Here is a 23836-nt window from a genome sequence, read left to right on the forward strand (position 1 = left end):
CGTTCCATAAAAAAGAGCAACCATATTAGGTTGCTCTTCATTTGAAAATATTCATCATTATAATTAATTTTTCTTTATAAACACTCTATTAAAAATTATATTTTTCAATGTTATCCTTTGTAAACACAACCCGTTCTGGCAATACAATAATTCCATTTCCTTCTGCTTCATAATCGTATCCTTGAATTGAATTTGGTTCCACTTTAACTTTTCCAATACCAGGAACTTCAAAGCTATCACCAACTTTTAACTTTTTACCCTTTACAACCATTTCATTTGCAACATAGGTTGCAAGTGCACCTTGTTGTTTTACATCCCACAAGCCAAACTGTTGAACTGTACCACGCTTCACATAATCACGCATAACATTAGGTGTTGAAAAACCAGTAATAACAACTTTCTTATCCACTTTCAAATTTTCTGCAGCTTGTGCCATTGCTGGTAATGCAGTTGCATCAGGGCAAATGACTGCATTAATATCTGGATATGTTTTCAAAATACTTTCACCTACTGCTAGTGATTTTTGAGCATTATTTTCACCATACTGGGTGGTCACAATTTCCCAATTCGGATATTTTTCTTTTATAATTGCTTTCGCTTTTGTAACCCATTGATTCTGATCTGTTACTGTTGGACTAGAATAGAAGAATGCTACTTTTCCTTTATCACCAATTTGCGAAGCAGTCATTTGAATAAGCAAATTGGCCAATTGTTCTGGTGTTCCTTGACTAATATAGAAAGAGCGATCTTTCGGATTAACGTCAGAATCCCATGTTAATACTGTAATCCCCTTTTTCTTTGCACGTTGCAAAGCTTGTGATAAACCGTCGACAGAAGTAGATGAAACCATAATCGCATCATAGTTTTGATTAATAAAGTTATTAATATATTTTACCTGCCCTGATACACTTGCCTCAGAAGGTCCATCGTATTTTAAATTTACACCGAGCTTATCCGCCATTTCTTTTGCGCCTTCTCCACCCGATGTAAAGAAACCGACTCCAGTTAATTTAGGAATAAAGGCGAATTTCACATCTTTTGATTTTTTTTCATCTGATTTTGTGTTTGTACATGCCATCATAGAAACAACAAACACCAATAAAACGATGAATACACTTAGCTTCTTTTTCATGTTGTTTCCTCCCTATGTGAAACAATTTTTTTGATAAAGAAATATCTTATCTTGGAATGGCGTACCATAACAGAAAGAATTAAAATAACACCGATTACAACATTAGATTGCTCATTTGTTAATCCTGTCATCTGCAGCCCATATTGCATAATTCCAATAACAATACTGGCAAGAACAGTTCCTACTATACTTCCTTTTCCACCAGTAATAAGAGCACCGCCTAATACAACTGCTGTAATGACTGGTAAAATTGCTTCATTTCCTAAATCCGCTCGAGCTGAACCAAAGTAAGCCGTTAGAAATATTCCACCTAATCCACCACCTAAACCAGAAAGCATATATGCTAAAATAACAATTCGCTTCGTTTGAATTCCAGAATATTTAGCTGCTTTTTCATTCATGCCTATTAAAATTACATATCGACCATATTTTGTATAGCGCAACAGAATAGAGAATAAAACAGTCATAATAAGGAGTAACCAAAATAAATTAGGAATCCCTAAAAATATCCCATTAGCAAACTGAACATATGAATCTGGCAATCCGCTAATTCCTTCATATCCAGTTGCTTTAGAACCACCCGAAATTACAAGAGCGATACCCGAATATAAAAACATTGTTCCTAAAGTTACAACTAGCGGTTCAACAGATGTCATTTGAATAATAACACCGTTCAAAAAACCAGCTAATACGCTTATGATAAGAGCAATTATTACAGCAATGACAATAGATACCCCATTTATCCACAATACACCGATAAGAATAGATGTAAGCCCCATAACTGCCCCAACTGAAACATCGATTCCTCCCGTAATAATGACAAATGTCATCGGTATCGCGGCTATTGTAATAAAAATAAAATCATTAATACTAAACAATAAATTCCCTATATTAAAAAAATCTGCATTTAATAAGCTAAAAGCGGTAAACTCCATACATAACAAAAGAAGGAGTGCTCCCTCCCAGCGAAAGAGCCATTGAATAGACTTCATACTTCCACCTCCCTCTGCCTCTGTTTCCTCCATTTCTGTATTACGCTATCCAGAATAATAATAAGTAATAATAAAAATCCTGAAATTGCGTTGTTCCAAAAGGCTGGGATTTTTAAGTATACTAATGAACTACTAATCACCTCTAAAAACAATGCTCCTAAAGCTGCACCAAAAACTGATCCCGTACCACCTTTTAAACTAATACCACCAAGCACCGCAGCCGCGATTACTTGCAGTTCAATTCCTGTTCCTGTTTGATTCGGTACAAACCCAATATTCATAACAAATAGACATCCAGCAATTGCAGCAGTAATGCCCGAAATCATAAAGGCTAAAATTTGCACAAACGATACCGGAATCCCAATTAGTCTTGCACCTTCTTTGTTATCTCCTACTGCATAAAAATATCTTCCGAACGACATCTTTGTTAGGAATAGATAAGCAGCTATTAATAATAGTCCGATGAACCAAACTGTTATCGGAATCCCTAACCATGTTACGGATGATAATTTTTTATAGTCATTTGGAATATCTTCGATCCATTTTCCTTCTGTATATATAATCATCAAACCTCGAATAATACCAAGCATCCCTAGCGTCATAATAATTGCTGGAACATGAAACTTTGTTACACCTACGCCATTTACAATTCCGATAAACGCACCGAGCAAAAGTGTAATTATAATTGCACTAAAAGCATTATTTCCACTCGTCAAAAACATTCCACATAAAGCAGCACATAAACCCATTATTGATCCTACCGAGACATCAATATTTTTTGTGAATAGTACAAATGATTGACCAATTGCGAGAATGATTAAAATGAGACTTGATTTTAAAATAATCGAAAAAGAATCAAATTGTAGAAAATCTTTGTTTATTACACTAACAAAGATAATATAAAAAAATAACAGCCCTATAATAGAGGTTTCACGCATTTTCAATATATATGTAATATATTTCATCCATTTGAAACCCCCTCTCCCCCATAAGCAGAACGTGTAATGCGATCCAATGAAATGTCTTCCTGTTCTAAATGTGAAACGATATTACCATTTCGCATTACATACACACGATTTGCCAAATTCATGATTTCTTCTAAATCTGAGGAGATCAACAATACCGCTAAACCATTTTCTCTTAGTTCTTTAATCGTGTCATATATTTCTAACCTTGCTTTTGCATCGATGCCACGCGTTGGTTCATCTAAAATAATGAGCTTAGGCTGACAAGCAAGATATTTCCCTAGCACTACTTTTTGTTGATTTCCTCCCGATAAAGACTCTATGCTTTGATGTATATCGTGAACCATAATTCGAAAATTTTTAATATACCCATGCGTTAAAGCGCTTTCTTTTTCTTGATTTAAAAAAAATGTACTCAAACGATATAAGAGAACAGAGGTCATGTTTTGTTGTACAGAAGCAATTGGAAAAATCCCATGCCCCGCTCGGTCTTCAGGTACATATATAATTCCTGCATCAATTCTCTTTTTTGTTGACCACGTTGTAATTTCATTCCCGTCTAATAGAACGTTCCCTTCTGTTGCAGATGTAATACCATATAATACTTCAGCTAATTCCGTTCTTCCAGCTCCCACAACACCAGCAATTCCAACAATCTCTCCTGCTTTTACTTCTAATGAAATATCTCGAAATCTATGACTAGATAAATGATTTACTTGTAACACTTGCTTTAACGACGCTGTCTCGTTAAATGAACTCTCTCGCTTTTGAATTTGCTGATAACCTTCTGGTAGAAGTCCCTGTAATAGGATATCGTAAGTAAATTCATTTACATTACCTTGGTTAGAAATTACACCGTCTCGTAAAATAGCTACTTGATCTGCAATTGCAAAAATCTCTGGAAACCTATGCGTAATATAAATCATGCCAATTCCTTGTTCTTTCAAGTTTTTCATCACAACAAATAGACTCTTAATTTCATTGGCTGTTAACGTCGATGTAGGTTCATCTAAAATAAGAATCTCTGCCTCTCTTATTAATCCTCTAACTATTTCTACTAATTGCTGCTGTGCAATAGACAACAACGAAGCACGTTCACCAAGCTTTAGATTCCATCTAAGTTGTCTCATGAGTACATCTAATTTCGCCCGAAGCTCTCTTTTGCTTCGCCTCATACCTAATAGAATATTTTCTTCAATAGTCATATTAGGAAAAATAAGCGGTTCTTGTGGAACTAAATAAATACCGTTTCGATGAGCTTCAGATGGACTGGAAAAGGTAACAGATCTCCCTTTTATTTTAATTTCTCCTTCATCATAAGTGTACAATCCTGTCAATATCTTCATTAACGTTGACTTCCCAGCCCCGTTACCACCAACTAATGCAAAAATATCCCCTTTCTTTACTGTTAAATCGATTCCTTTTAGCACAGGTTGCTGTAAGAATGCTTTTTTTACATTTTTAACTTCCAATAAAGGAACTTGTTCCAAGCTTCTTTCACCTACCTTTAATAGGAAACAATTTTTCAGGCGTTAATTTTTTGCTCTACTTGTTTTGTAGCATTGTATATCCTTTTCCTCATATCTAGAACTTATTTTTTCTCAAGTAAATCTCCCATTACAGACGGTATAAATAAAAATATACTTACATATGTTTAAACATCGGTCATTTGTTGAAAGGATGAAAAGCATGACACAGTTGAACTTTGAAGAAAATTTGTTAACAAAAGCTGCTTGGTACTATTACAAAGATCATCTTACCCAACAAGAAATCGCCTCATTACTACATATATCTCGGAACAAAGTTGTCCGTTTATTAGAGAAGGCACGAACTGAGGGAATCGTTACATTTCATATTAAAGGTACTGGTTTATACTGTTTAAGTATAGAAAGAGAACTTGTAAAAGCATTTCAACTAATAGATGCTTTCATTATTCCAACGCCAAAAGAAAATCTTTCTGATTCACTCGGAAAAGCAGCAGCACAATATTTAGAAACGCATTTGCAAAACGGCGACCTACTTGGTATTGGCTGGGGAGAAACAATCTCAAAAACATTAGAAAATATCAATTTCGATTCATCTATGAATCTTTCTATTGTTACACTAACTGGAGGAGTAAATTATTACCTCCCTAAAAAACAAAATTATCTCAATCAAGTACATGGACAGCTCCATATTATCCCTTCGCCATTTTTAGCTTCTACGAACGAAATGGCGAACAGTATACTTTCAGAACCATCTGTGAAAGACATATTACATGTTGCATCATTTGCAAATACTGCTGTTGTTGGAATCGGTGGACTATCTCCTGATGCAACTATTTTGAAAGAAGAAAAAATGACTCTTCGTGAAATGACATGCATTCGGAATCAAAATGGTGTTGGCGATATCCTTGGGCAATTCTACAACATTCATGGAGATATTCTAAATTTATCTCATCATAAACGACTCATCGGTACGCCTCTTTCTATACTTCGAAATATGAAGCATGTTGTTGGAGTAGCTGGTGGTAGACAAAAAGTTGATGCAATTTACGGAGCATTGAAAGGCAGGTACATTCATACATTGATTATCGATGAGGAAACAGCCCTTTCTTTATTGGAAAAGGAGAGTGGAGTATAATGGCTGCTCTATTAGCTTATGATGCCGGAACTGGTAGTATCCGAGCTGTTTTATTTGATTTACAAGGTAATCAACTTGCTGTTAGTCAACGAGAATGGGTTCACATAGAAAACCCACGATACCCAGGTTCAATGGATTTTGACGTAAAGGAAAACTGGAAGCTTATTCAAGACTGTACAAAAGATGTGCTACAAACAAGTGGTATTCCTCCTTCTTCTATTCAAGGAATTAGTGCAACAAGCATGCGCGAAGGGCTTGTTTTATATGACAAAGATGGTACTGAAATTTGGGCGTGCGCAAATGTTGATAACCGTGCTGCTGCTGAAGTTACACAACTTAAACAAATACACCCTCACATTGAACGTGATGTATATACAATATCAGGGCAAACGTTCGCTCTAGGTGCATTACCAAGGTTACGATGGATTGCGAAACACCAACCAGAGATTTATAAGAAAGTACATTCTATTACCATGTTAAATGACTGGATTTTATATAAACTGTGCGGCGTATTACAAGTTGACCCTTCCAATGGATGTACAACTGGAATTTTCAATTTACAAAATAGAAATTGGGCTCCAGAATTAGTGGTCCAATGCAGACTCTCCTCTGTTCTCTCACCACAAATAAATGAAGCCGGAACTCTTATTGGAAACGTAACAAAACAAGGTGCAGCAGAAACTGGATTATTCGAGGGAACGCCTGTTGTTACTGGAGGTGGAGATGCACAAATGGCTTCTCTCGGTTCTGGAGTTGTCAAAAGCGGGCAAACATTCATTTGCGGAGGAAGTTTTTGGCAACAAGAAGTAAATGTAAACAATCCTGTACCTGATCCAAACGCTCGCATTCGTGTAAATTGTCACGTTCTTCCTACACTTTGGCAATACGAAACAATTGCCTTTTTTCCAGGCCTTGTTATGCGCTGGTTTCGGGACGCTTTCTGTCAAGAAGAAAAACAACGAGCAAAAGAACTAGGTATCGATGCTTACGAATTATTAGAGGAACAAGCAAAGCATGTGCCAGTTGGATCACACGGTATCATTCCAATTTTTTCTAATGTCATGAACTATATTTCTTGGCGCCATGCATCTCCCTCTTTTATAAATTTAAGCTTAGATTCTGAACAATGTGGGAAGAAGGAAATGTTTCGAGCAATTGAAGAAAATGCTGCTTTTGTAACATATGGAAATTTAAAATTAATTGAAGAATTAACAGGACAGTTCCCAAGAGAAGTAGTTTTTGCTGGGGGGGCTTCAAAAGGAAAGCTATGGTGTCAAATTGTAGCTGATGTATTAGGCGTTCCTGTAAAAGTACCAATAGTGAAAGAAGCCGCCGCTTTAGGAACAGCAATAGTTGCAGGAGTTGGTGCTGGTATTTATCATTCAATGGAAGCCGTTTCTGAACAATTTGTAAAATGGGAGACAACGTATATACCAAATATCGAAAACCATCAACAGTATCAAGAATTATATCAAAACTGGAAAATTGTATACCAGCAGCAACTACAATTAGCTGATCAAGGGTTTACTTCTCATATGTGGATTGCACCTGGCGCTCTGTAAATTGTTACATAAAGGAGTGAAAAACATGCTAAAAGTAAATGAAGAAGATTTTTCTTATCGCTTCGGTGATAATGGACCAAAATATTTAGTGAAAGGACCTAATATTGATGTAGGTGTTGTCGTCATTAAACCAGGGCAAGATTTTCAAAACCATTATCATACAACTTGTGAAGAAATTTTTTATGCATTAGAAGGTGAAATAGATTTCTATATTAATCATGTAAAAGTTCCTATTAAACAAGGCGATGTCTTACAAGTTCGTCCTCATGAATCTCACTATCTCATCAATCGTTCTTCTCAAAATTTTAAAGCGCTCTTTATTAAATCGCCTCATCTGCAAGAAAAAGATACTGTGCAAACAGAAAATCCAAAATGTAATTAAGGAGTGATATCCTATGACTTGGGGATTTCAAAATCGCTTAAATACTATTTTACCTGACGGAAAAGCAGTTATGTTGGCAGTTGATCACGGATACTTTTTAGGACCAATTCACGGTTTAGAACAGCCTCATGAAACAGTAAAAAGCTTACTCCCATATACAGATTCCCTATTTTTAACTCGCGGTATTCTTAATTCTTGTATACCGGAAGATTGTAAAACTCCAATGGTCCTTCGTGTGTCAGGTGGTGCCACTGTAGTTGGAAAGGATCTTGCTAATGAAACAATTGTTACTCCAATAAAAGAGGCACTGCGTCATAACGTGGCTGGAGTTGGCGTATCCGTCTTTGTTGGATCTGATTATGAAACACAAACTGTAACAAACCTTGCCAATGTTGTATCTGAAGCACATGATTACGGTTTGCCCGTATTAGGAATTACTGCAGTAGCAAAAGAACTTCAAAAACGAGAAGCACGCTTTTTAGCACTAGCTTCACGTGTATGTGTTGAAATGGGCGCTGATATTATTAAAACGTATTACTGTGAAGGCTTTGAGAAAATCACAAGTACATGTCCTGCCCCAGTCGTTATTGCTGGGGGACCAAAATTAGATACAATCGAAGCAGTGCTAACAATTACATACAACGCACTGCAAGAAGGCGCAATCGGTGTAGATATGGGACGGAATATTTGGCAATCCGATCATCCAGTTGCTATGATTCAATCTATTCATGGCATCGTAAAAAATGGATTGAATGTAAAAGAAGCTCTAGAACTATATAATACTATTATAAATTAAATACTCAGATAGTATTTATGTTCGATATATTTGTTATTATTAAGAACAAGAAACATGGTTCATCCACATTTCTTGTTCTTTTCTAATTTTAAGATATTCTTTCGCTTGTATAATTGAAAATATTAATTTTTTTCTTTCTCCTCTAACATCCCAATAATTTTATCCAATTTCTTTTCAATTTCAACTAAAGAAGCTCTTTGACCAGATTGATTGACGAGTCGAGATCGTATAAACGCTCCAAGTGAAACAAAAAATAATATGATTAAACCGAAAAAGAGAATACTAAAAATGATATTTATAATTGAAAAATGATCTACCATCCTATCTATCCCCCTGTTTCTTCTTTATTTTTAGAATTTGTTAATTTTTATTGTTAATATTCTACTTAAGAGATTGTTAAATTAAGAGGTTATTCCCTTACAAAACTTTAATGTTGAATCTAATTTTTCTTTCTCGTTCAACAAACCCATTAGTTGACAAACAGCTACTGCAAACTCTGCGAACGCAGTACCTTTTGCGGTTATTACCGTGTTTTCAACTTCAATATCTGTTCCTGTATATATTGATCTTTCAAAAAGTGATTTATGATTCTCATATGTATTTTGAAGGCACGTAAATTTTCTACCGTTAAGTATACCTGCTTTCGCTAACAAGATTGCAGAAGCACATATAGAGGCAATAGGAATATTTGAATTAAAAGCACTCATTAACATATTACTAACAATACCTTCATCTAGTATTTCACGAACTCCGTCTCCTCCAGAAATAAGAATTAAATCAAACTCATCTACTCTAATTTCAGGTAAAGACGCTTCAGTTTGAGTCCATAATCCACCAATACTCTCTACTGGTTTACCATCTACGGAAACAGTAGTAATTTTTGCTTTCCCCACTTTTCTAAGCAAAAATAATGCGTGAGCTATTTCAAAATCAGCATATTGCGGATAGACAAGAAACAATACTTTTTTCATGCGATACCCCTTCTCCCTTATATGTGTTATTTTATTACTTATAGAACTTTAATTCAGCCCCCCTTATTGGATAATATTGTTATTTCCAGACTACCATATGTGGTGTAAGTGTAAAAAATAGAAAAAGCGTGTTTTGAAAAAAATTGATTAAAACACGCTTTTTTTATATTCAATTGAATCATCCTTTTATAAAAAAGTTTGATAATTTTTGTGATTCTTTCTCTATTAAAGCGCCCTTTAACAGAAGACTCGATTTCAAGATAATCTTAACAGACATTAATATCGATCTTCAGTTACTGCCCCCTTATATGTCCTAGTGGCGGGGTTCTTACTATGGACCGCAAAGCACCATGTTGTCAATGATTCTCCTAATTCGAATGCTCTTCTTTTATGATTTAAATGTAACGAATTATAGTATCTCTATATACCCTTCTACTCCATTCACCCTGATCCTTTGTCCATCCTTGATCAGCTTCGTAGCATTTTCCACACCTACAACTGCTGGAAGACCGTATTCTCGGGCAATGACAGCACCATGGGTCATCAAACCACCTACTTCCGTAACCAAGCCTTTGATAGATACAAACAGCGGTGTCCAGCTAGGGTCGGTAAAGGCGGTAATCAATATATCTCCCTCTTCTAAATTCGCATTTTCCATATTTAAGATGACACGTGCTCTTCCTTCGATAACACCGGAAGAAACAGGTAGACCTACAATAGCTTCACCTGGGAGATTTTCTCGTTTGTACTCACCTGCAATGATTTCACCATCAGACGTGATAACACGTGGGGGTGTTAGTTTTTCATATAGTTTGTACTCTTCTTTTCGTTTGCTGATGATCTGGTAATTCAGTTTGTTTGTACCTACGACTTCGCGAAGTTCCTCAAAAGTAAGATAGTATATGTCTTCTTTTTTACGAATAACTTTGGCTTGTACAAGCTGTTCGGCTTCTTTCATCAAAGCCTGCTTATAAACGAAATAGCGATTAACCATGCCGTATTTTGGATATTCCCGATAACCGATGAAATTTCGGATTAGGTCGATCATTCGTTTTGTTTCTTTGGCTTTTTGTTCACCATCCGGTAATTGCTGCAATCGATCTAATAACTCTTGTTCTTTTTTCAAAGCTTCCTGTCGCCCTTGCTCAAATTTCCGATTGCTAGCATTCGGCTCAAAGTTTTTGATATTACTAAGAATCATGGGGACAAGTGTAGTTGGTTGTTCGCTCCAACGACTTCTAGTAATATCGATTTCTCCGGCACATCTCATTCCGTATTTGTTGAGATAAGCATAGATAGCGTCTTGGGCTTCCCGTCCACCAACAAACTTAATCAGTTCATCCAAAAAGTTATCATCTTTTACATGTTGTAAATAATCAATTACTTCTGGATAAGGGCGAATCACATCTGCGACATCCAATAGCGCCAGACCCATTTCCGAAGTAATATTGTTTGGTACAGATTGAGAAAGCATGTCTGCTGCGTTTTTTTCACCTAGCCACTCGTTCATTTTTTCATTGACCCATGTTGAAGCATCCATAGCTGCCATAAATACAGCTGAGCTTTGTGGGTCAAATAAAATCTTCTTTAATTCCTGAATATCTTCTAGAATAAAATCAAATAAATCTGATCCTGATTTCATTTGGATGTTTTGTTTTAACTCTTCTATGGATGTTTGACTACGCTTAATCAAAACAGAAACGATTGATGGATTGTTTTCGATTTGTGCCAGCATATCTGTATTGCCTCTTCTGGGATTTGGTGCTTTATTATCATTTGGTAACGATTTTATAAAATCTCCTCGATTAATGATGTTCATAAGTGCGTCTTTCATGAGCGGATCGTGTTGTCCCATGGCATTTAATAAAATGTTTCTATTGATAGATGAAGCCAGTTGATGTGTGACATCAACAAACAACCTCCCACCAGCTTTACGCATAGGAGCAGGAGTCGTTAACAGGAAAAATGACAATCCTAGTGGTTTTATGGGATCGGTCATCATTTGTTGGTGACCGACAGATACATAAACGTGATTTTCTTGATCATTCGCTTCAGGGATGGGGAAAAGAGTCGTGATTGGACGACTCTGGACAATGTAAAATGTACCATCAGCCAAACACCATTCGATATCTTGTGGGCAACCAAAATAAGCTTCGATCTGTCTTCCTGTGCGTGCTAGTTGTAAAATTTGTTGTTCAGTAAGTGTTTGAGTCTTTTGCTGATCGGGATCGATCTGCTGGGTCTCTGTGCCTCCTTCTTTTAAGGCATAGATTGCTAGTTTTTTGGTTGCAATCATTTTATCGATGATCTTTTCTTCTTGCACCTTATAGCAATCGGCAGATACTAAGCCGGAGACAAGTGCTTCTCCTAGTCCAAAGCTAGCATCGATGGATAGCACCTTTCGATTGGAAGTAATCGGATCAGCAGTAAATAAAATTCCTGAAGCCTGTGGGAACACCATCCGTTGAATGATAACGGATAAATACACTTGGCTATGGTCAAATCCGTTTTGCATACGGTAAATCACGGCACGATCCGTAAATAGGGAAGCCCAACATTTGCTGATGTGCCGCAAAATGGCTTCTTTTCCGATGATATTTAAATAGGTGTCTTGCTGCCCGGCAAAAGAGGCATGTGGTAAATCTTCAGCAGTTGCACTGGAACGCACTGCATAAGCATGTTCATCCCCAAGCTGAGAGAGAGAGTAAGCAACAGCTTTCACAACATCGGAAGGAATCTCTGCTTCCATAATGATTTTCCGAATCTTCCTGCTGATTTCACCAATTTGATCTCGATCCCCTACTTTTAACAGTGTTAGTTGATCCAGTAATTGATGAAGCTCCACATTTTTCCCAATGACTCTTTTATATACCTCAGTGGTAACACAAAATCCTTCTGGCACTTGTATTCCATGAATCTTCGATAGTTTCCCCAAATTCATGCCTTTGCCACCGACCAACATTTGTCTCGTTTTATCGATTTCCCGAAACTCTAGTACATATGGTTTCATTTCTTTCCCTCCCATTTATCGCTCAATACCAAGACGAATCATATGACAAAAATTGTTCATCTAATCAACCAATTACGCTGTCCACTCGTTCTTGCTCCTGGCGAAGTTCCATATTCATATCAAACACTCCTTTAAAAAAATAAAAATAGGAGTTGACTAAAAAGGATTTTATGATGTATAATTAAAATAGGGATAATTTATACAAAAATCCATTATTGGTGCATCTGTATAAATTTAACACAGTTTCTCATTTTTATCAATGTATTTACACGACCATAATTGTCGCAAATTCAAAGGAAGAAAATCCCCATTTTACAAGATAAATGACTCACAAGAAATGATATCCAAATATCCAATCATTTAGTGTAGCGTCAGGAAAATACGGATTTACAACGTTAAGAAATTCCAATATTAAAAGCCCAACTTCTTAGTATTAATATTAAGAAATTGGGCTTTTTTCGTTACCCTATTAAAGCGCCCGGTTGTGGAAGATCTTATTGAAGATAAGCACCCGTTACTTTAAGTGATTAATTCACAATATTATTAAGTAAATTCCCTTTTACTTTCAGTAATGTACTGAAATCCATACAGTAAAAACACCATCTACAATTGTGTTGAGTAATATAAACAGTTTGAAATTTCCATTTGTCCATCTTAATATCCACATAGAACCTACCAAAAACGGACCAATATTAAAAGGAAATTCCCCTAATTCCCCGTCCCTAATTTGATACTAATAGCACAATTCTAATCATATTCTTATAAAAGAAAACTATAAGAAGGAGTGTAAAATTAGTTGATAAAAGTTAAGGTTCGTTTACGACCCATTGTAAGTAAGATAAATTTACCCACTGTTTTGAAAACAACTATACTTCCGGGTGACTCAATTGAAAGATTATTTATTGCAACCCAGGTAGGAGAGATCTTTTACATAGGAGACGGAGTTATAAAGACTTTTTTAGATATTCGCCCGCGAGTCATAAAATTAGGTACTTCTGAAGAAGGTGTTTCTGGTAGTGGATATGATGAACGGGGATTGCTAGGACTAGCATTTCATCCAGAATTTTATTATAACGGTCTGTTTTATCTTCATTATTCAGTAGCTGGAACACAAGGTCCAGGTGCTCTTTCTGAACATTTCAAGCCTAACCCGTGTGATCCCAGAACTTTAAACCTAAGGTGGACAAATAGAGAAACTCAATATGATCATATTGATACAGTTGAAGAATGGATTTTACAATCGAATGGTCAACCTCAAAAACGACGGACATTACTTAACATAAGAAGACCATTTTTTAATCATAATGGTGTCAATAGCTTAAACTTTTCACCTGAAACCGGAAAACTTGTTTTAACAACTGGTGATGGTGGAGCAGGCTATGATCCATTTAATTTAAGTCAGGATCATATGGAAATATCCGGTAAAATAATTGAAATTGATGTAGTTAAGAATACATTTATCAATAATCCACCCGTAGTCACGCGTTTTAATGAACTTCCCGCACCTATTCAGGAAACGCTTACGGTAATTGCCAAAGGGGTTCGTAATATAACAGGCATTTCATTTCAAAGGTTTTATAATCAGTATATCAAATATGTAGGGATTGTCGGACAGGATTTGGTAGAGTCGATTTTTTCATTCGTTCATTATAAACCAATACCGGTTACTCAGCTTATCCAAGCTTCTTTAACTGACCAAGAAGGACTTATTAACTTTGGTTGGCGAGGGTGGGAAGGTGCTTTTCCTACTTCGTTTATAAGGAGCTGTTCTGAGAATCCGCCTTTGAATGAGAAAACAATTGCTTATTACGATGAAACAGTAAAAACTTTAGTAGGGCGTCTACAGCCTTTAACTAGTTATTTTCATACAGATCCCAGACCCGATAAGTTTGGAGGAACTGCACTTACAGCAGTGCAGTCATATATGGGGAATGGAATTCCAAATTTAAAGGGAAGCGTTGTGTTTACCGATTTTGCCCGAAAAGAAAAATCTCGACCTCCCGTTAGAGGAGTTTTAGCTTATACCAGGATAGGTACAGAGTGTGAACTAAATGATTTTAGTGTTATTGATACCGATTATAATTTTGGGTCTCAATCAGCTTATTATGTTAGTTTGGGAACGAATCTGGATCAAACCAGACTATATTTAGGCGTTTATGGTTCTATGAAAGTGACTGATTTTAACCAAGGTACTGTTTTTGAAATTGTTCCGTGATTTATAGTCATAAAATTCGACGGTTGGAGTATTTGTCATACATTTACTACATTTATGACGATAAAGATAAAAAAGGAGAAAATTTCAAAATAGAGCGAATTGTAGTTTTGAAATAAAGTTTGTTCAAAAGTACCTCGCAAACCCACGTTTATGATAAATAAAAAGAAAACATTTTGAAAAAAGATTGATCAAAATGTTTTCTTCTTTAGCAGACTTCAGTTTGGTTTGTATAAAAAATTTAACGTATTTCCGAAAGAAGTCCCCATCTTCAAGCGCGTGACGGGCAAGAGCCCAGCGGTGGGGTGGGGATAAATTTCGGTTAGGCATAGCCTAACTGATTTGTAAGAACTGCCAATTGTTCGTATGGTGTATACGTTCCATATCTGACATCTTCACTTGCTTATAGGATTTAGAAGGATTTTGTATATATTGTCCATGTATATCTTGTACGTATACCATTTTTCCTGTAAATCCTGTCACAAATCCTACTTGTCCAAATACCTTTACTTTATCACCTAAATAGATTTCATCTATATGTGGTGTATTTTTCTTGTTCCGTTTTGCACTTGTATTCTTTGTTTTCCTTCCCTTTCTTGCGGTTGCCTCATGAAGAGAACGTTTTTTCTTTCTAAATTGCTTAATGCGAAATTCACCACTTTGGTCATATTCTTGTAACCGTTTTGGATTAGTAATCGCAATGGCGTCATGTACATGTGTTTTGGATAAACGTAACTCTTTTCGTTTCGGTGTTGTGCAACTGCCATACGTAATCTCACAATCTAAACGTTTCATCATTTGCAAACGCAATATATTCATAAAAGCAGTTTCTTTATACTGCTTTGGTTTTTTGAAAACATGTTTGATTATTCCTTGATGAAATTTTTGATGACACTCTTCATGTACGGTTACAAGATTATCCGCCATATCCGAACCGCTATTACATCTTTCGATGATATGATGCGTATGCAAGATCCCACCTTTTTTCTTACAAATTTGACAGGTATATTGATCTCGCACAAACACGTAATACCTTATATTCCAAAAACCAAAGGCATCCCCCTGTTGATATTCTATTCCTTGTATGTCAGGATTTTTTAGTTTTTGTGCATCAAATTTTCCTACTTCGACAATTACTTTTGGTGAAGGTAATAACGAGCGGAATGTTTCAATCCAATGAATTTGGTTATCCACTCTGCTTTGAATCGATGGTGGTAACCATCCTTCTTTCTTTTTCCGATTAAGAAAACGCGCTTTTCGATATCTTGTTTTACGTTGTCTTCTACTTCTTCGTAATGTAGCTCTCAGTGTAAGATTTTCTTTGATGTCTTGACGTAACTCAACGGTTCCTTTTACTAGCACTTTTTCTTCTATTGTAATTGCAATGCCTATTTGCTTTGCTCCGCTGTCAACACCAATTGTGACAGGTTGCACCGCTTCACCTGTGGCATATTGTAATTGAATTGTAAACGGAGTGTATCCCACAATCATTGCTTTTCCTTGTTTGAGAAGAAGCCGTGCCTTGCGGTGACTGCAAGGCATAAGTGGTTCCCCTCGTAAATTCTTGACAAATACACGCATGTTTTGTCCCTCCTAAGAGTTTGTTTCCCTTCGCCAATGTTTGTAAGTGTTAGCAACTTCTCGTGCAAGAAGGCTTGTGGTTGACCGTTCCTTCCCAATCAGAACTGTTACAGAGCCACCATAGAGCCAAGAACTAGGGAATCATTCTTGGGTATGCAACCTACGAACGGAGTCCACGAAAGACCAAGGCTAGACAATCAGGGCTTTTTTTCAAGCCCCCACTTCAAAATGTGTTAGCGTTTAAGTGGTGGGTAGTTAACTCATTTTCTACCTGTATTGTTCAACAATCGTGCCCGACTGTTGAAAAGATTTTAAAAAATTGAATGGTCCATAGACAAAGCAAAGTTGCCTGACTAATCTAACTCAAAAACAAAAAGCACACCCGTAAAATGATGGGCTTCTTTGGGATTCCTGCGCAAAAAGAACACATTTCGTATCACAACGCCTTATTTAAACTGTATAAGCCTTCTTCAAAAGTTCAATAACTTCTTCTATTGTAAGACCAAAGGATTTGTAGTATGAAATGTCGCTAACCATTTGCTTTATGACCATTTCGTTGCGTATTCGCAGTATCTCATCGGGTGAGAATTCGGCTACAAAGCACCCTTTACCTGTTATTGTATTTATCAAACCGCATCGTTCGAGTTCTTCCCAAGCTTTCTTTACGGTGATGATACTAACACGAAGTTCCTTGGCTGCTTGTCGAATTGGTGTTAAACAATAGCCGCTTTCTAATTCGCCTTTCAAAATTTGGGCGCTGATTTGTTCGAAAAGCTGCTGATAAATTGGCTTTTCAGATGTGTTCGAAATTGCTATGTTCATTGTATCTCCACTTGTAGGAATCGCTTATACGCAATTCGATAAGCAACCATGGTGAATGAAATAAATATCACGATTCCTGCGATCAAGATGGATATTTGAAGCGCCATATTGTCAGTACCGCTACCATTGAAAATGTCAGACATAAAAGAATTCTGGATTCCGAGCCATTGTGCAACTCCAGCAAAAACCATGGCGGCTGTAACGGATGCGAAGGTTGCTTCACCATATTTATACGCTGTCTTGTAAAACATAGAAATAAAGATGATGTTGAAGATCGCGAGCATGACAAAACATAGTCCCCAGAAACCCATGTGCGGTGCGAAGAAATAGTAGGTTTGATTCGGATATAAGCGAATATTAAACATTCCAAAGATAATTGCACTAACAATATGCAATAATTCCAGAATGACAATAACGAACACCCTTGCCTTCACCATGTCTTTTCTGGTTACAGGCATCATAGTGGTAAATATCAAATCGTTCTGAGTTCTATATCCCGCAAACATAATCGGTATCGTTATCCAGCAAAAATACAGAATGACAATAAAATATAACCAACCGGGAACAAGCATTAATGCACCTGTCAAAACAGGTAATACAAAAAACATGGGATTTAGGCCTAATTTTAACTCCTTCATCACTAAGTTATACATACATATCCTCCTTTCTTGAGAAGTAAATCATGATTTCTTCGAGACTCGGCGTGGTTGCTTTAATATCGGAGGAGGGATCGAAGTCTTTGGAGTGAATCAATCCCGTAAAGCCAAATGAATTTATTTTATAGGAAATCAACTTTTCTTTCACCTGATTTAGTTGACTTTCGTTACCATTTAGTAGGTGATATGAGGCAATAAATTCATCTTTCTCAGAACTGTTGATAATTTGACCGTTTTCGATAAAGGTAATAAAATCCGCGCATTTCTCCAAGTCGGATGTAATATGAGTAGAGAAAATAATGCTGATCTCGCCATCTATCACGAGCTCTTGAAAAATATCCAACAGATCATCTCTTGCGGCTGGATCGAGTCCGCTTGTCGGTTCGTCTAGGATGAGAAGCTTCGCCCCATGGGATAAGGCAAGGGCCAAACTGTACTTTACCTTCATCCCCGTCGACAATTCAACGATTTTTTTGTTTTCATCCAATTTAAATCTTCGTAAATAGTTGTAATAGGTTTCATCATCCCAATTCGTGTAGAACTTCTTAATCACATTGGTCAACGTCTTCATTTTGCTTCGAGTATAAAAGTCAATGCCGCTAAATGCGTATCCGATTTCCTGTTTCAATTCAATCTCGTGTTCGGCGATGTTCTTGCCTAAAATACATACCTCGCCGCTATCAAGCTGAATCATGTTCAAGATTGATTTAATGGTGGTTGTTTTTCCTGCGCCATTGGCACCGATAAAGCCCATAATATAACCCTTTTCCAGTTGAAACGATACATCCTTTAACTCGAAATTTTGATATTTCTTATTTAAATTTCTAATGTCTAATGCCAGCATACAGAACCTCCTTTTTTATTGTGTATACCGTATATGCACAATATATGCCAGAGTACTTATAAAGTTAACTATCAATTTTTCCAATATGCACCCATTTTTCATGCCTCACAATAGTAGGTCAAGGATTAATAGGTAGAGACTTACTAAAGAATGGTGAACATAAGCAAGCGGTTATGATAAACAAAAACATATATAAAGAGTATATAATCTTTAGAAAAAAACACTCTTAGGGTCATGGTAGACGGAAAACTAGAAGAAATATATGTAGGTGATAAAACATTTAAGAAAGCAGAAATGGGAGATATATTTGAAGTCATTAAGTACAAGGGTAAAATTGAAGTTAACCCTAATTACGACTATAACGAGTAATATGTGTAGAGTGTTGCTTTGGAATAATGGTTGTTCAAAAATGTTTTGCAAACCCTTATTTAGTGAGAATCAAAAAGAAACCATTTTGATTTACTATGTACTATCACTTGTCTTTAATAGTACATAGTAAATCAAAATGGTTTCTTATCCAGCAGTTTATGTTTCGGTTTTATAAAAAAGCTTGATTATTTTCTGCCTGTGTTACTCCACAATCGCGCCCTATAATTGAATAACTGATGATTTTCTTACAGCAAGTTCACGAAGATCACAGTAAATTAGTAAAGTAAAGAAGAGAATATCCAAATTCACATTCTCTTCTTGAGGTTTACCCGTTTAAAAAGAAGGTAAATTATCTAAGTTATTTTCTTTCATACCATCAGGTTCACTACGTATAATATCCCTGCCATACTTATGAAATACGTCCACATGAGCTAACTTCCCTGATTTTGCTTCATCAAGAGCAGTAATATAATCTAATTCTCTTCCACTACTTGTTTTAAAAGCAATAATATCATCCTCATCATTTTTACGGACTGCAACAATTTGTTCTACTCCTGAATCGACTTCCTCAACTACTTCCAATTGAGCTTGCTCTTCCCCTTGTTGTAAGTATTCACTATAAATTTTTTGAAAGTCTTTTTTATCTATAAAACCCACCTCCAAAACATTTTATTAGTATGTTCGGAAGCTATTAGTTTTATGTACTATGATCCTTAACAAAATGTATTGTTTTTACAGTTTCTCATACTTCCATTCCATAAATGCAAACCTAATCCAGCTTTTCAGCTCTTATTCAACATAGTGGCCCAATACATAAAGATCGAGCACAATTCTTGCTACAGAATTGCACCCTTTAATGTCATAACATAACTTGCGTTTTTAGAGATTGTTTTATCAATCACATTAGTAGATGAAGATTGTTTCCACGATGTAATAGTTTTATAAGTACTAACCATTAAACATTAATTTTCAAATATCCAAAATCAAAAGGAATAGTATGCATAGCAGCATAAGAAATAAAAAAGGGAAAGCAAACTTTAGTACGGAGGGAATATCCCCATATTAACAGAAATAGGTATGGATATGATTTCCAATTATTTATCATTTAAAAGGAGGTAAAAACATGAGTGAACAGATACTGAAAGTAAATAAAGTAGATATATGTACAGAAAGTTTTGGAAATCCTAAGGATCCTGCTGTGCTTTTAATCATGGGAGCGATGTCTTCATTAGACTGGTGGGATGAGGACTTCTGCCTCCGCCTTGCTGATCAGGGGAGATTTGTCATTCGGTACGATCATCGTGATTTGGGGCGATCCGTCACTTATGAACCTGGTACTTCTAACTATACAATAACGGACATGGCTGACGATGCGGTTGGAGTCCTGAATGCTTATTCCATAGAGCGGGCCCATATCGTTGGAATGTCCCTGGGCGGTTTGATCGGTCAGATTCTTGCCCTGAGATATCCAGAACGCATATTTACGCTTACCCTAATTGCATCAAGTATGTTCGGAACTGAGATGGAAAAACTGCCTCCAATGGACCAAAGCATACTGGATTACCATGCGAAGAGTACTTCCATAGATTGGTCAAATCGGGAGGCTGTCATTTCCTATCTGGCGGGTGGATGGAAAACTTTATGTGGTTCCAAACCTTACGAGGAGGTAAGAATATATAAACTGGCGGAAAGAGAAGCTACCCGCGCTAAACAGCTGCCGAGCAGATTCAATCATGCCATGCTGCAAGGCGGAGACGAGTATTACGATAGAATGGGTGAGATTAGCCTACCTGTCCTCATTATTCATGGCACAGAAGATCCAGCTCTCCCATACGAGCATGGCCTTGCTCTTGCGAAAGCTATTCCTCATGCTGAATTAGTGACTCTTGATGGATCAGGCCATGAGATTCATAGCGAAGACTGGGACCAAATTATAGACTCAGTTGTAAATCTTAGTTCGCGATAAAAAATTAGTGTTCATTCATATTTTATCGTTTATACAGTATTATACATTGTAGATGAATCAACATTTTTGGCTTATTCAGAATCTTGTTAGCTACATAAAAAAGTCAGGTTTTATGTAATCTCTTATTCAATATAATGGCCCTTTAGTGGAGTAACTTCACTATAAAAACACCCCTTTAGATAAGCAGATCCAAAGGGGTAAAACATCGCGTCTTTTTTATAAACACCGTGACTTTTTTTAAAAGCGACAGTTAGCATATTAAAGAAGTTGTACGTTTTAATAAAAAATCAGCCGATTTCCTAATGTGAGAAATCGGCTGATTTTTATTTTCTTAACATTTCAATCGGCAGTGATTTCACACCATATACAAATTCACTAACAATTGGTTTTAATTCATTTGGTAACAACTTGAAATATTTAAAGCGATCTAATAAGACTTCAAACGCAATTTTAGCTTCTAGCTTAGCAAGAGATGCTCCAAGACAAAAGTGAATACCAGTTCCAAATGCAAGGTTAGTAGTAGGTTTTCGATGAATGTCGAATTTATCTGGGTTAGTAAACACTTGTTCATCGCGATTCGCTGATCCGAACCAAACAATCACTTCCTCCCCTCTACGCAAAATATGTCCACTGATCTCGGTATCTTGTTTCACGACTCAGCTAGTTGCTTGAATTAAACTATTCTGTCTTGTTAGTTTAAGTATAATTCTTCACAATCTATTTCCGATTTTTAGTATAACCCATCAACTGCGCTATTCCACAATCTGGCCCGATTATTGAACAAAGAAATACTCTATATTGTCTTTGAGTTAGGAAACAATGTATTTATAAAATTTTTTGTCCACTTGCATGATAGGGAAATTGGTAGGTAACTTGTTAAGTTCTATATTTTCGAAACCGTGTTTTTCATAAAACCTATGTGCTGCTACAAATTGCAATGTCGTTCCTAAATATATTTCTTTCACTTCTTTTGTTTTTGCCCATGCAATTGCATTATGTAATAAAAGACTCGCCGTTTGAAATGTCTTTCCTCTAAAGTCCTTTTTTACAAACATTTTTCTTAATGCCACTTTATGATTGCCAATATCTAAAAGAGCGATAGTACCTACAACTTTTCCTTGATAAAGTGCGATCCAAAAGTTACCGCTTCCGGATTGGTAAACACTTTCTATACTAACTAAATCAGGTTGGTCCTCTTTTGAAATAGGGATATTATATTCATCTTGTTGGATGGAGAGAATTAAATCTAAAATTTGAGATTGATAATCAGAAGAATATTCTTTCAAGGTAAGGTTATCGTTCATATATAACACCGTCCAATATAGTTGTAGATTTAAAATAAAGTTCGATAATTTATAAAAAGGTCTGATCATTTATAATAAAGATTGATAATTTGTAAAAATTTTCGATAAAAAGATATATTTTGTAAGACCTAAAACTAAAGGTTTAGGTCTTATATTGTCTTTATTCATATTCATGTAATTAACGTACTTTTTGAAGTAATGTTGCCCATTCTTCCTGCAGCAACGAATACATAATCGCATCGTGCGCGACATCATTTTGAATCATATATTTTCGAAGCAATCCTTCTTCCGTAAAGCCTACTTTTTGTAATAATTTACGAGATGATTCATTTTCCGGGTATACAACAGCTGAAATTCGCTTAAAGTAAAGTGTTTCAAACCCATATGTAAGAATAGCTTGTAACGCTTCTGTCGCATATCCCTTTCCCCAATATGTTTCATCTAATTCATAGCCGATTTCAGCACGTTTATGCTTGTGATTAATTAAATGAAATCCGCACGAGCCAATTAATTGATCTGTTCCTTTTAATACGATCCCCCAACGAAATGCAGATCCCTCTTCATATCTTTCTCTAAAATTCCGAATCACGTTTTTTACTTCTTCTATATTTTGAAACGAATCCATTCCAAAATAACGAATAACAGGTTCTTTCGTAAAATAATGAAACATCGCATCTGCATCTACCAACGTTAATTCCCTTAATTGCAAACGATCTGTTTCTAAAATTGGAAACTTGTGCATACTCTCCCGCTCCTTTAGTCTAATGAACTGCAAATTTCAATATAATTTCCATCTGGATCAGAAACGTAGGAAACTGTTTGTCCCCATGATTTTGTAACAGGCTCTACCAACACCGTTACTCCTTGTTTTTTGAAGTTATGTATTGTTTCCGTAACATCATCGACCACAAATCCAATCTCAAATGTAGATGATTCCGATAACGTCTTCGGAATTGATAAACCAGTTAACTCTTGAACATCATTTCTACTATTGATTGCCAAAATTGTAGAACCTGTATCAAATTCAACATATGTACCGTGCTCACCCTTTATCGGTAGCTGTAATATATCACGATAAAAATGGATGCATTCCTCATATTGCTGTGCATATAAAATGATGTATTTCATTTGAAGCTTCACATTCTTCTCCTCCTTTACATTCTTACTATTTTGACAAAAAATGCAGAAATCCTTTATAGAGTTTTTCCTTATGAATAAACTCCGCCATATCAACAAATGCTAACAATGGAGGTGTGTTGATATGGAACCAATGCTTTGTCCAAATTGTAAAACAAACCGAACAAGATTTAATATCATTGAACAAACAGCAAAACCAGTAAAATTAAATCCACAAACTGGTCAAATCGAGGAAGAATATACAAATGAAAATATGAGTGCATTTCATATGGCCTACCAAGGTCCTACATATCGCGTACAATGCGCTGCGTGCGGATTAATCGAAAACCCGGAACAGTTTATTAAACCAGCACAAAATCAATCTTTTTAGTTTTTAAAACGAAAAAGTTGCTTGTAAAATAAGCAACTTTTTCAATTTCGATGGAGTTCGATTTATCCCGCTATTCGTGGGCAATACCCCCCCCTATAAAGTTTGATCAAACATACTAATGGAACAAGTTTTTTTACAATAAA

The 23836-nt window shown here is 36.1% G+C and carries 23 protein-coding genes; 7 read left to right on the forward strand and 16 right to left on the reverse strand.

Annotation, left to right across the window (positions count from 1 at the left end; translation table 11 throughout):
- Positions 1-88 precede the first annotated feature (88 nt).
- The 4 genes from lsrB to WAX78_RS03250 are packed head-to-tail and all read right to left on the reverse strand — an operon-like array spanning position 89 to position 4579.
- Positions 89-1132, reverse strand: a complete 1044-nt coding sequence (gene lsrB / locus WAX78_RS03235; RefSeq protein WP_336480846.1) for an autoinducer 2 ABC transporter substrate-binding protein LsrB — start codon at positions 1130-1132, stop codon at positions 89-91.
- Positions 1129-2124 carry an ABC transporter permease gene (locus WAX78_RS03240; protein ID WP_413789152.1) on the reverse strand — a complete coding sequence of 332 codons (996 nt, stop codon included), beginning with the start codon at positions 2122-2124 and terminating at the stop codon, positions 1129-1131. The genes lsrB and WAX78_RS03240 overlap by 4 nt, the downstream gene beginning before the upstream one ends.
- The gene (locus WAX78_RS03245; protein WP_413789153.1) at positions 2121-3089 is read right to left on the reverse strand and encodes an ABC transporter permease subunit; all 969 of its coding nucleotides are present in this window, start codon (positions 3087-3089) and stop codon (positions 2121-2123) included. Before WAX78_RS03245 ends, WAX78_RS03240 begins: the two co-directional genes overlap by 4 nt.
- Positions 3086-4579: a sugar ABC transporter ATP-binding protein gene (locus WAX78_RS03250; RefSeq protein WP_336480847.1), complete on the reverse strand. Its 1494-nt coding sequence runs from the start codon at positions 4577-4579 to the stop codon at positions 3086-3088. Before WAX78_RS03250 ends, WAX78_RS03245 begins: the two co-directional genes overlap by 4 nt.
- A gap of 199 nt (positions 4580-4778) precedes the next feature.
- Here WAX78_RS03250 and WAX78_RS03255 point away from each other — a divergent pair, with 199 nt between their 5' ends.
- The 4 genes from WAX78_RS03255 to lsrF are packed head-to-tail and all read left to right on the forward strand — an operon-like array spanning position 4779 to position 8451.
- Entirely contained in the window at positions 4779-5711 is a 933-nt protein-coding gene (locus tag WAX78_RS03255; RefSeq protein WP_336480848.1) for a sugar-binding transcriptional regulator, read from the forward strand.
- Positions 5711-7273, forward strand: a complete 1563-nt coding sequence (lsrK, locus tag WAX78_RS03260) for an autoinducer-2 kinase (protein ID WP_336480849.1) — start codon at positions 5711-5713, stop codon at positions 7271-7273. Before WAX78_RS03255 ends, lsrK begins: the two co-directional genes overlap by 1 nt.
- 25 nt (positions 7274-7298) lie before the next feature.
- Positions 7299-7655 carry a cupin domain-containing protein gene (locus WAX78_RS03265; RefSeq protein ID WP_336480850.1) on the forward strand — a complete coding sequence of 119 codons (357 nt, stop codon included), beginning with the start codon at positions 7299-7301 and terminating at the stop codon, positions 7653-7655.
- A gap of 13 nt (positions 7656-7668) precedes the next feature.
- Positions 7669-8451, forward strand: coding sequence for a 3-hydroxy-5-phosphonooxypentane-2,4-dione thiolase (gene lsrF / locus WAX78_RS03270; protein WP_253629719.1), 783 nt, complete (start codon positions 7669-7671; stop codon positions 8449-8451).
- A gap of 122 nt (positions 8452-8573) precedes the next feature.
- On the opposite strand, the gene WAX78_RS03275 is transcribed toward lsrF, so the two are convergent.
- The 3 genes from WAX78_RS03275 to ppsA all read right to left on the reverse strand — a co-directional run bounded on the left by WAX78_RS03275 (position 8574) and on the right by ppsA (position 12432).
- Positions 8574-8771: a DUF4083 family protein gene (locus WAX78_RS03275; RefSeq protein ID WP_336480851.1), complete on the reverse strand. Its 198-nt coding sequence runs from the start codon at positions 8769-8771 to the stop codon at positions 8574-8576.
- An 81-nt stretch (positions 8772-8852) separates the two neighbouring features.
- On the reverse strand, positions 8853-9422 hold the full coding sequence (locus WAX78_RS03280; protein WP_336480853.1) for a DJ-1/PfpI family protein: 570 nt from the start codon (positions 9420-9422) through the stop codon (positions 8853-8855).
- 409 nt (positions 9423-9831) lie between these two features.
- Positions 9832-12432, reverse strand: a complete 2601-nt coding sequence (ppsA, locus tag WAX78_RS03285) for a phosphoenolpyruvate synthase (RefSeq protein WP_336480854.1) — start codon at positions 12430-12432, stop codon at positions 9832-9834.
- A 796-nt stretch (positions 12433-13228) separates the two neighbouring features.
- On the opposite strand from ppsA, the gene WAX78_RS03290 reads away from it, so the two are divergent.
- Positions 13229-14647 carry a PQQ-dependent sugar dehydrogenase gene (locus WAX78_RS03290; RefSeq protein ID WP_336480855.1) on the forward strand — a complete coding sequence of 473 codons (1419 nt, stop codon included), beginning with the start codon at positions 13229-13231 and terminating at the stop codon, positions 14645-14647.
- 330 nt (positions 14648-14977) lie between these two features.
- On the opposite strand, the gene iscB is transcribed toward WAX78_RS03290, so the two are convergent.
- The 5 genes from iscB to WAX78_RS03315 form a co-directional block, all read right to left on the reverse strand.
- Positions 14978-16225 carry an RNA-guided endonuclease IscB gene (gene iscB / locus WAX78_RS03295; RefSeq protein WP_336480856.1) on the reverse strand — a complete coding sequence of 416 codons (1248 nt, stop codon included), beginning with the start codon at positions 16223-16225 and terminating at the stop codon, positions 14978-14980.
- Between the two features lie 450 nt (positions 16226-16675).
- The gene (locus WAX78_RS03300) at positions 16676-17047 is read right to left on the reverse strand and encodes a GntR family transcriptional regulator (protein ID WP_336480857.1); all 372 of its coding nucleotides are present in this window, start codon (positions 17045-17047) and stop codon (positions 16676-16678) included.
- Positions 17044-17700, reverse strand: coding sequence for an ABC-2 transporter permease (locus tag WAX78_RS03305; protein ID WP_336480858.1), 657 nt, complete (start codon positions 17698-17700; stop codon positions 17044-17046). The genes WAX78_RS03300 and WAX78_RS03305 overlap by 4 nt, the downstream gene beginning before the upstream one ends.
- On the reverse strand, positions 17693-18547 hold the full coding sequence (locus WAX78_RS03310; RefSeq protein ID WP_336480859.1) for an ABC transporter ATP-binding protein: 855 nt from the start codon (positions 18545-18547) through the stop codon (positions 17693-17695). Before WAX78_RS03310 ends, WAX78_RS03305 begins: the two co-directional genes overlap by 8 nt.
- Positions 18548-19249: 702 nt before the next feature.
- Positions 19250-19540, reverse strand: coding sequence for a DUF3892 domain-containing protein (locus tag WAX78_RS03315; RefSeq protein ID WP_413789165.1), 291 nt, complete (start codon positions 19538-19540; stop codon positions 19250-19252).
- Positions 19541-20039: 499 nt separating this feature from the next.
- On the opposite strand from WAX78_RS03315, the gene mle reads away from it, so the two are divergent.
- Complete coding sequence (gene mle, locus WAX78_RS03320) at positions 20040-20882, forward strand: alpha/beta fold macrolide esterase (protein ID WP_336480860.1); 843 nt, start codon at positions 20040-20042, stop codon at positions 20880-20882.
- 323 nt (positions 20883-21205) lie between these two features.
- Here mle and WAX78_RS03325 read toward each other — a convergent pair whose 3' ends face one another.
- The 4 genes from WAX78_RS03325 to WAX78_RS03340 all read right to left on the reverse strand — a co-directional run bounded on the left by WAX78_RS03325 (position 21206) and on the right by WAX78_RS03340 (position 23326).
- Positions 21206-21535, reverse strand: a complete 330-nt coding sequence (locus WAX78_RS03325; RefSeq protein WP_336480861.1) for a cytochrome P450 — start codon at positions 21533-21535, stop codon at positions 21206-21208.
- Between the two features lie 156 nt (positions 21536-21691).
- Entirely contained in the window at positions 21692-22186 is a 495-nt protein-coding gene (locus WAX78_RS03330) for a GNAT family N-acetyltransferase (RefSeq protein WP_336480862.1), read from the reverse strand.
- 178 nt (positions 22187-22364) lie between these two features.
- Positions 22365-22928 carry a GNAT family N-acetyltransferase gene (locus WAX78_RS03335; protein ID WP_336480864.1) on the reverse strand — a complete coding sequence of 188 codons (564 nt, stop codon included), beginning with the start codon at positions 22926-22928 and terminating at the stop codon, positions 22365-22367.
- Positions 22929-22942: 14 nt separating this feature from the next.
- On the reverse strand, positions 22943-23326 hold the full coding sequence (locus tag WAX78_RS03340) for a VOC family protein (RefSeq protein ID WP_336480865.1): 384 nt from the start codon (positions 23324-23326) through the stop codon (positions 22943-22945).
- Between the two features lie 121 nt (positions 23327-23447).
- Between WAX78_RS03340 and WAX78_RS03345 the strand changes: the two genes are divergently transcribed.
- Positions 23448-23693: a DNA alkylation repair protein gene (locus WAX78_RS03345; RefSeq protein WP_098311155.1), complete on the forward strand. Its 246-nt coding sequence runs from the start codon at positions 23448-23450 to the stop codon at positions 23691-23693.
- Positions 23694-23836: the final 143 nt, after the last annotated feature.

Origin of the sequence: Bacillus yunxiaonensis (assembly GCF_037104695.1) — a bacterium.
GTDB classification, from domain to species: domain Bacteria; phylum Bacillota; class Bacilli; order Bacillales; family Bacillaceae_G; genus Bacillus_A; species Bacillus_A yunxiaonensis.

What these genes read in the sequence shown, in the direction of transcription:
- lsrB (WP_336480846.1), bottom strand. Translation starts at nt 1,132, where the DNA reads ATGAAAAAGAAGCTAAGTGTATTCATCGTTTTATTGGTGTTTGTTGTT.
- WAX78_RS03240 (WP_413789152.1), bottom strand. Translation starts at nt 2,124, where the DNA reads ATGAAGTCTATTCAATGGCTCTTTCGCTGGGAGGGAGCACTCCTTCTT.
- WAX78_RS03245 (WP_413789153.1), bottom strand. Translation starts at nt 3,089, where the DNA reads ATGAAATATATTACATATATATTGAAAATGCGTGAAACCTCTATTATA.
- WAX78_RS03255 (WP_336480848.1), top strand. Translation starts at nt 4,779, where the DNA reads ATGACACAGTTGAACTTTGAAGAAAATTTGTTAACAAAAGCTGCTTGG.
- lsrK (WP_336480849.1), top strand. Translation starts at nt 5,711, where the DNA reads ATGGCTGCTCTATTAGCTTATGATGCCGGAACTGGTAGTATCCGAGCT.
- WAX78_RS03265 (WP_336480850.1), top strand. Translation starts at nt 7,299, where the DNA reads ATGCTAAAAGTAAATGAAGAAGATTTTTCTTATCGCTTCGGTGATAAT.
- lsrF (WP_253629719.1), top strand. Translation starts at nt 7,669, where the DNA reads ATGACTTGGGGATTTCAAAATCGCTTAAATACTATTTTACCTGACGGA.
- WAX78_RS03275 (WP_336480851.1), bottom strand. Translation starts at nt 8,771, where the DNA reads ATGGTAGATCATTTTTCAATTATAAATATCATTTTTAGTATTCTCTTT.
- WAX78_RS03280 (WP_336480853.1), bottom strand. Translation starts at nt 9,422, where the DNA reads ATGAAAAAAGTATTGTTTCTTGTCTATCCGCAATATGCTGATTTTGAA.
- ppsA (WP_336480854.1), bottom strand. Translation starts at nt 12,432, where the DNA reads ATGAAACCATATGTACTAGAGTTTCGGGAAATCGATAAAACGAGACAA.
- iscB (WP_336480856.1), bottom strand. Translation starts at nt 16,225, where the DNA reads ATGCGTGTATTTGTCAAGAATTTACGAGGGGAACCACTTATGCCTTGC.
- WAX78_RS03300 (WP_336480857.1), bottom strand. Translation starts at nt 17,047, where the DNA reads ATGAACATAGCAATTTCGAACACATCTGAAAAGCCAATTTATCAGCAG.
- WAX78_RS03305 (WP_336480858.1), bottom strand. Translation starts at nt 17,700, where the DNA reads ATGTATAACTTAGTGATGAAGGAGTTAAAATTAGGCCTAAATCCCATG.
- WAX78_RS03310 (WP_336480859.1), bottom strand. Translation starts at nt 18,547, where the DNA reads ATGCTGGCATTAGACATTAGAAATTTAAATAAGAAATATCAAAATTTC.
- mle (WP_336480860.1), top strand. Translation starts at nt 20,040, where the DNA reads ATGAGTGAACAGATACTGAAAGTAAATAAAGTAGATATATGTACAGAA.
- WAX78_RS03330 (WP_336480862.1), bottom strand. Translation starts at nt 22,186, where the DNA reads ATGAACGATAACCTTACCTTGAAAGAATATTCTTCTGATTATCAATCT.
- WAX78_RS03335 (WP_336480864.1), bottom strand. Translation starts at nt 22,928, where the DNA reads ATGCACAAGTTTCCAATTTTAGAAACAGATCGTTTGCAATTAAGGGAA.
- WAX78_RS03345 (WP_098311155.1), top strand. Translation starts at nt 23,448, where the DNA reads ATGGAACCAATGCTTTGTCCAAATTGTAAAACAAACCGAACAAGATTT.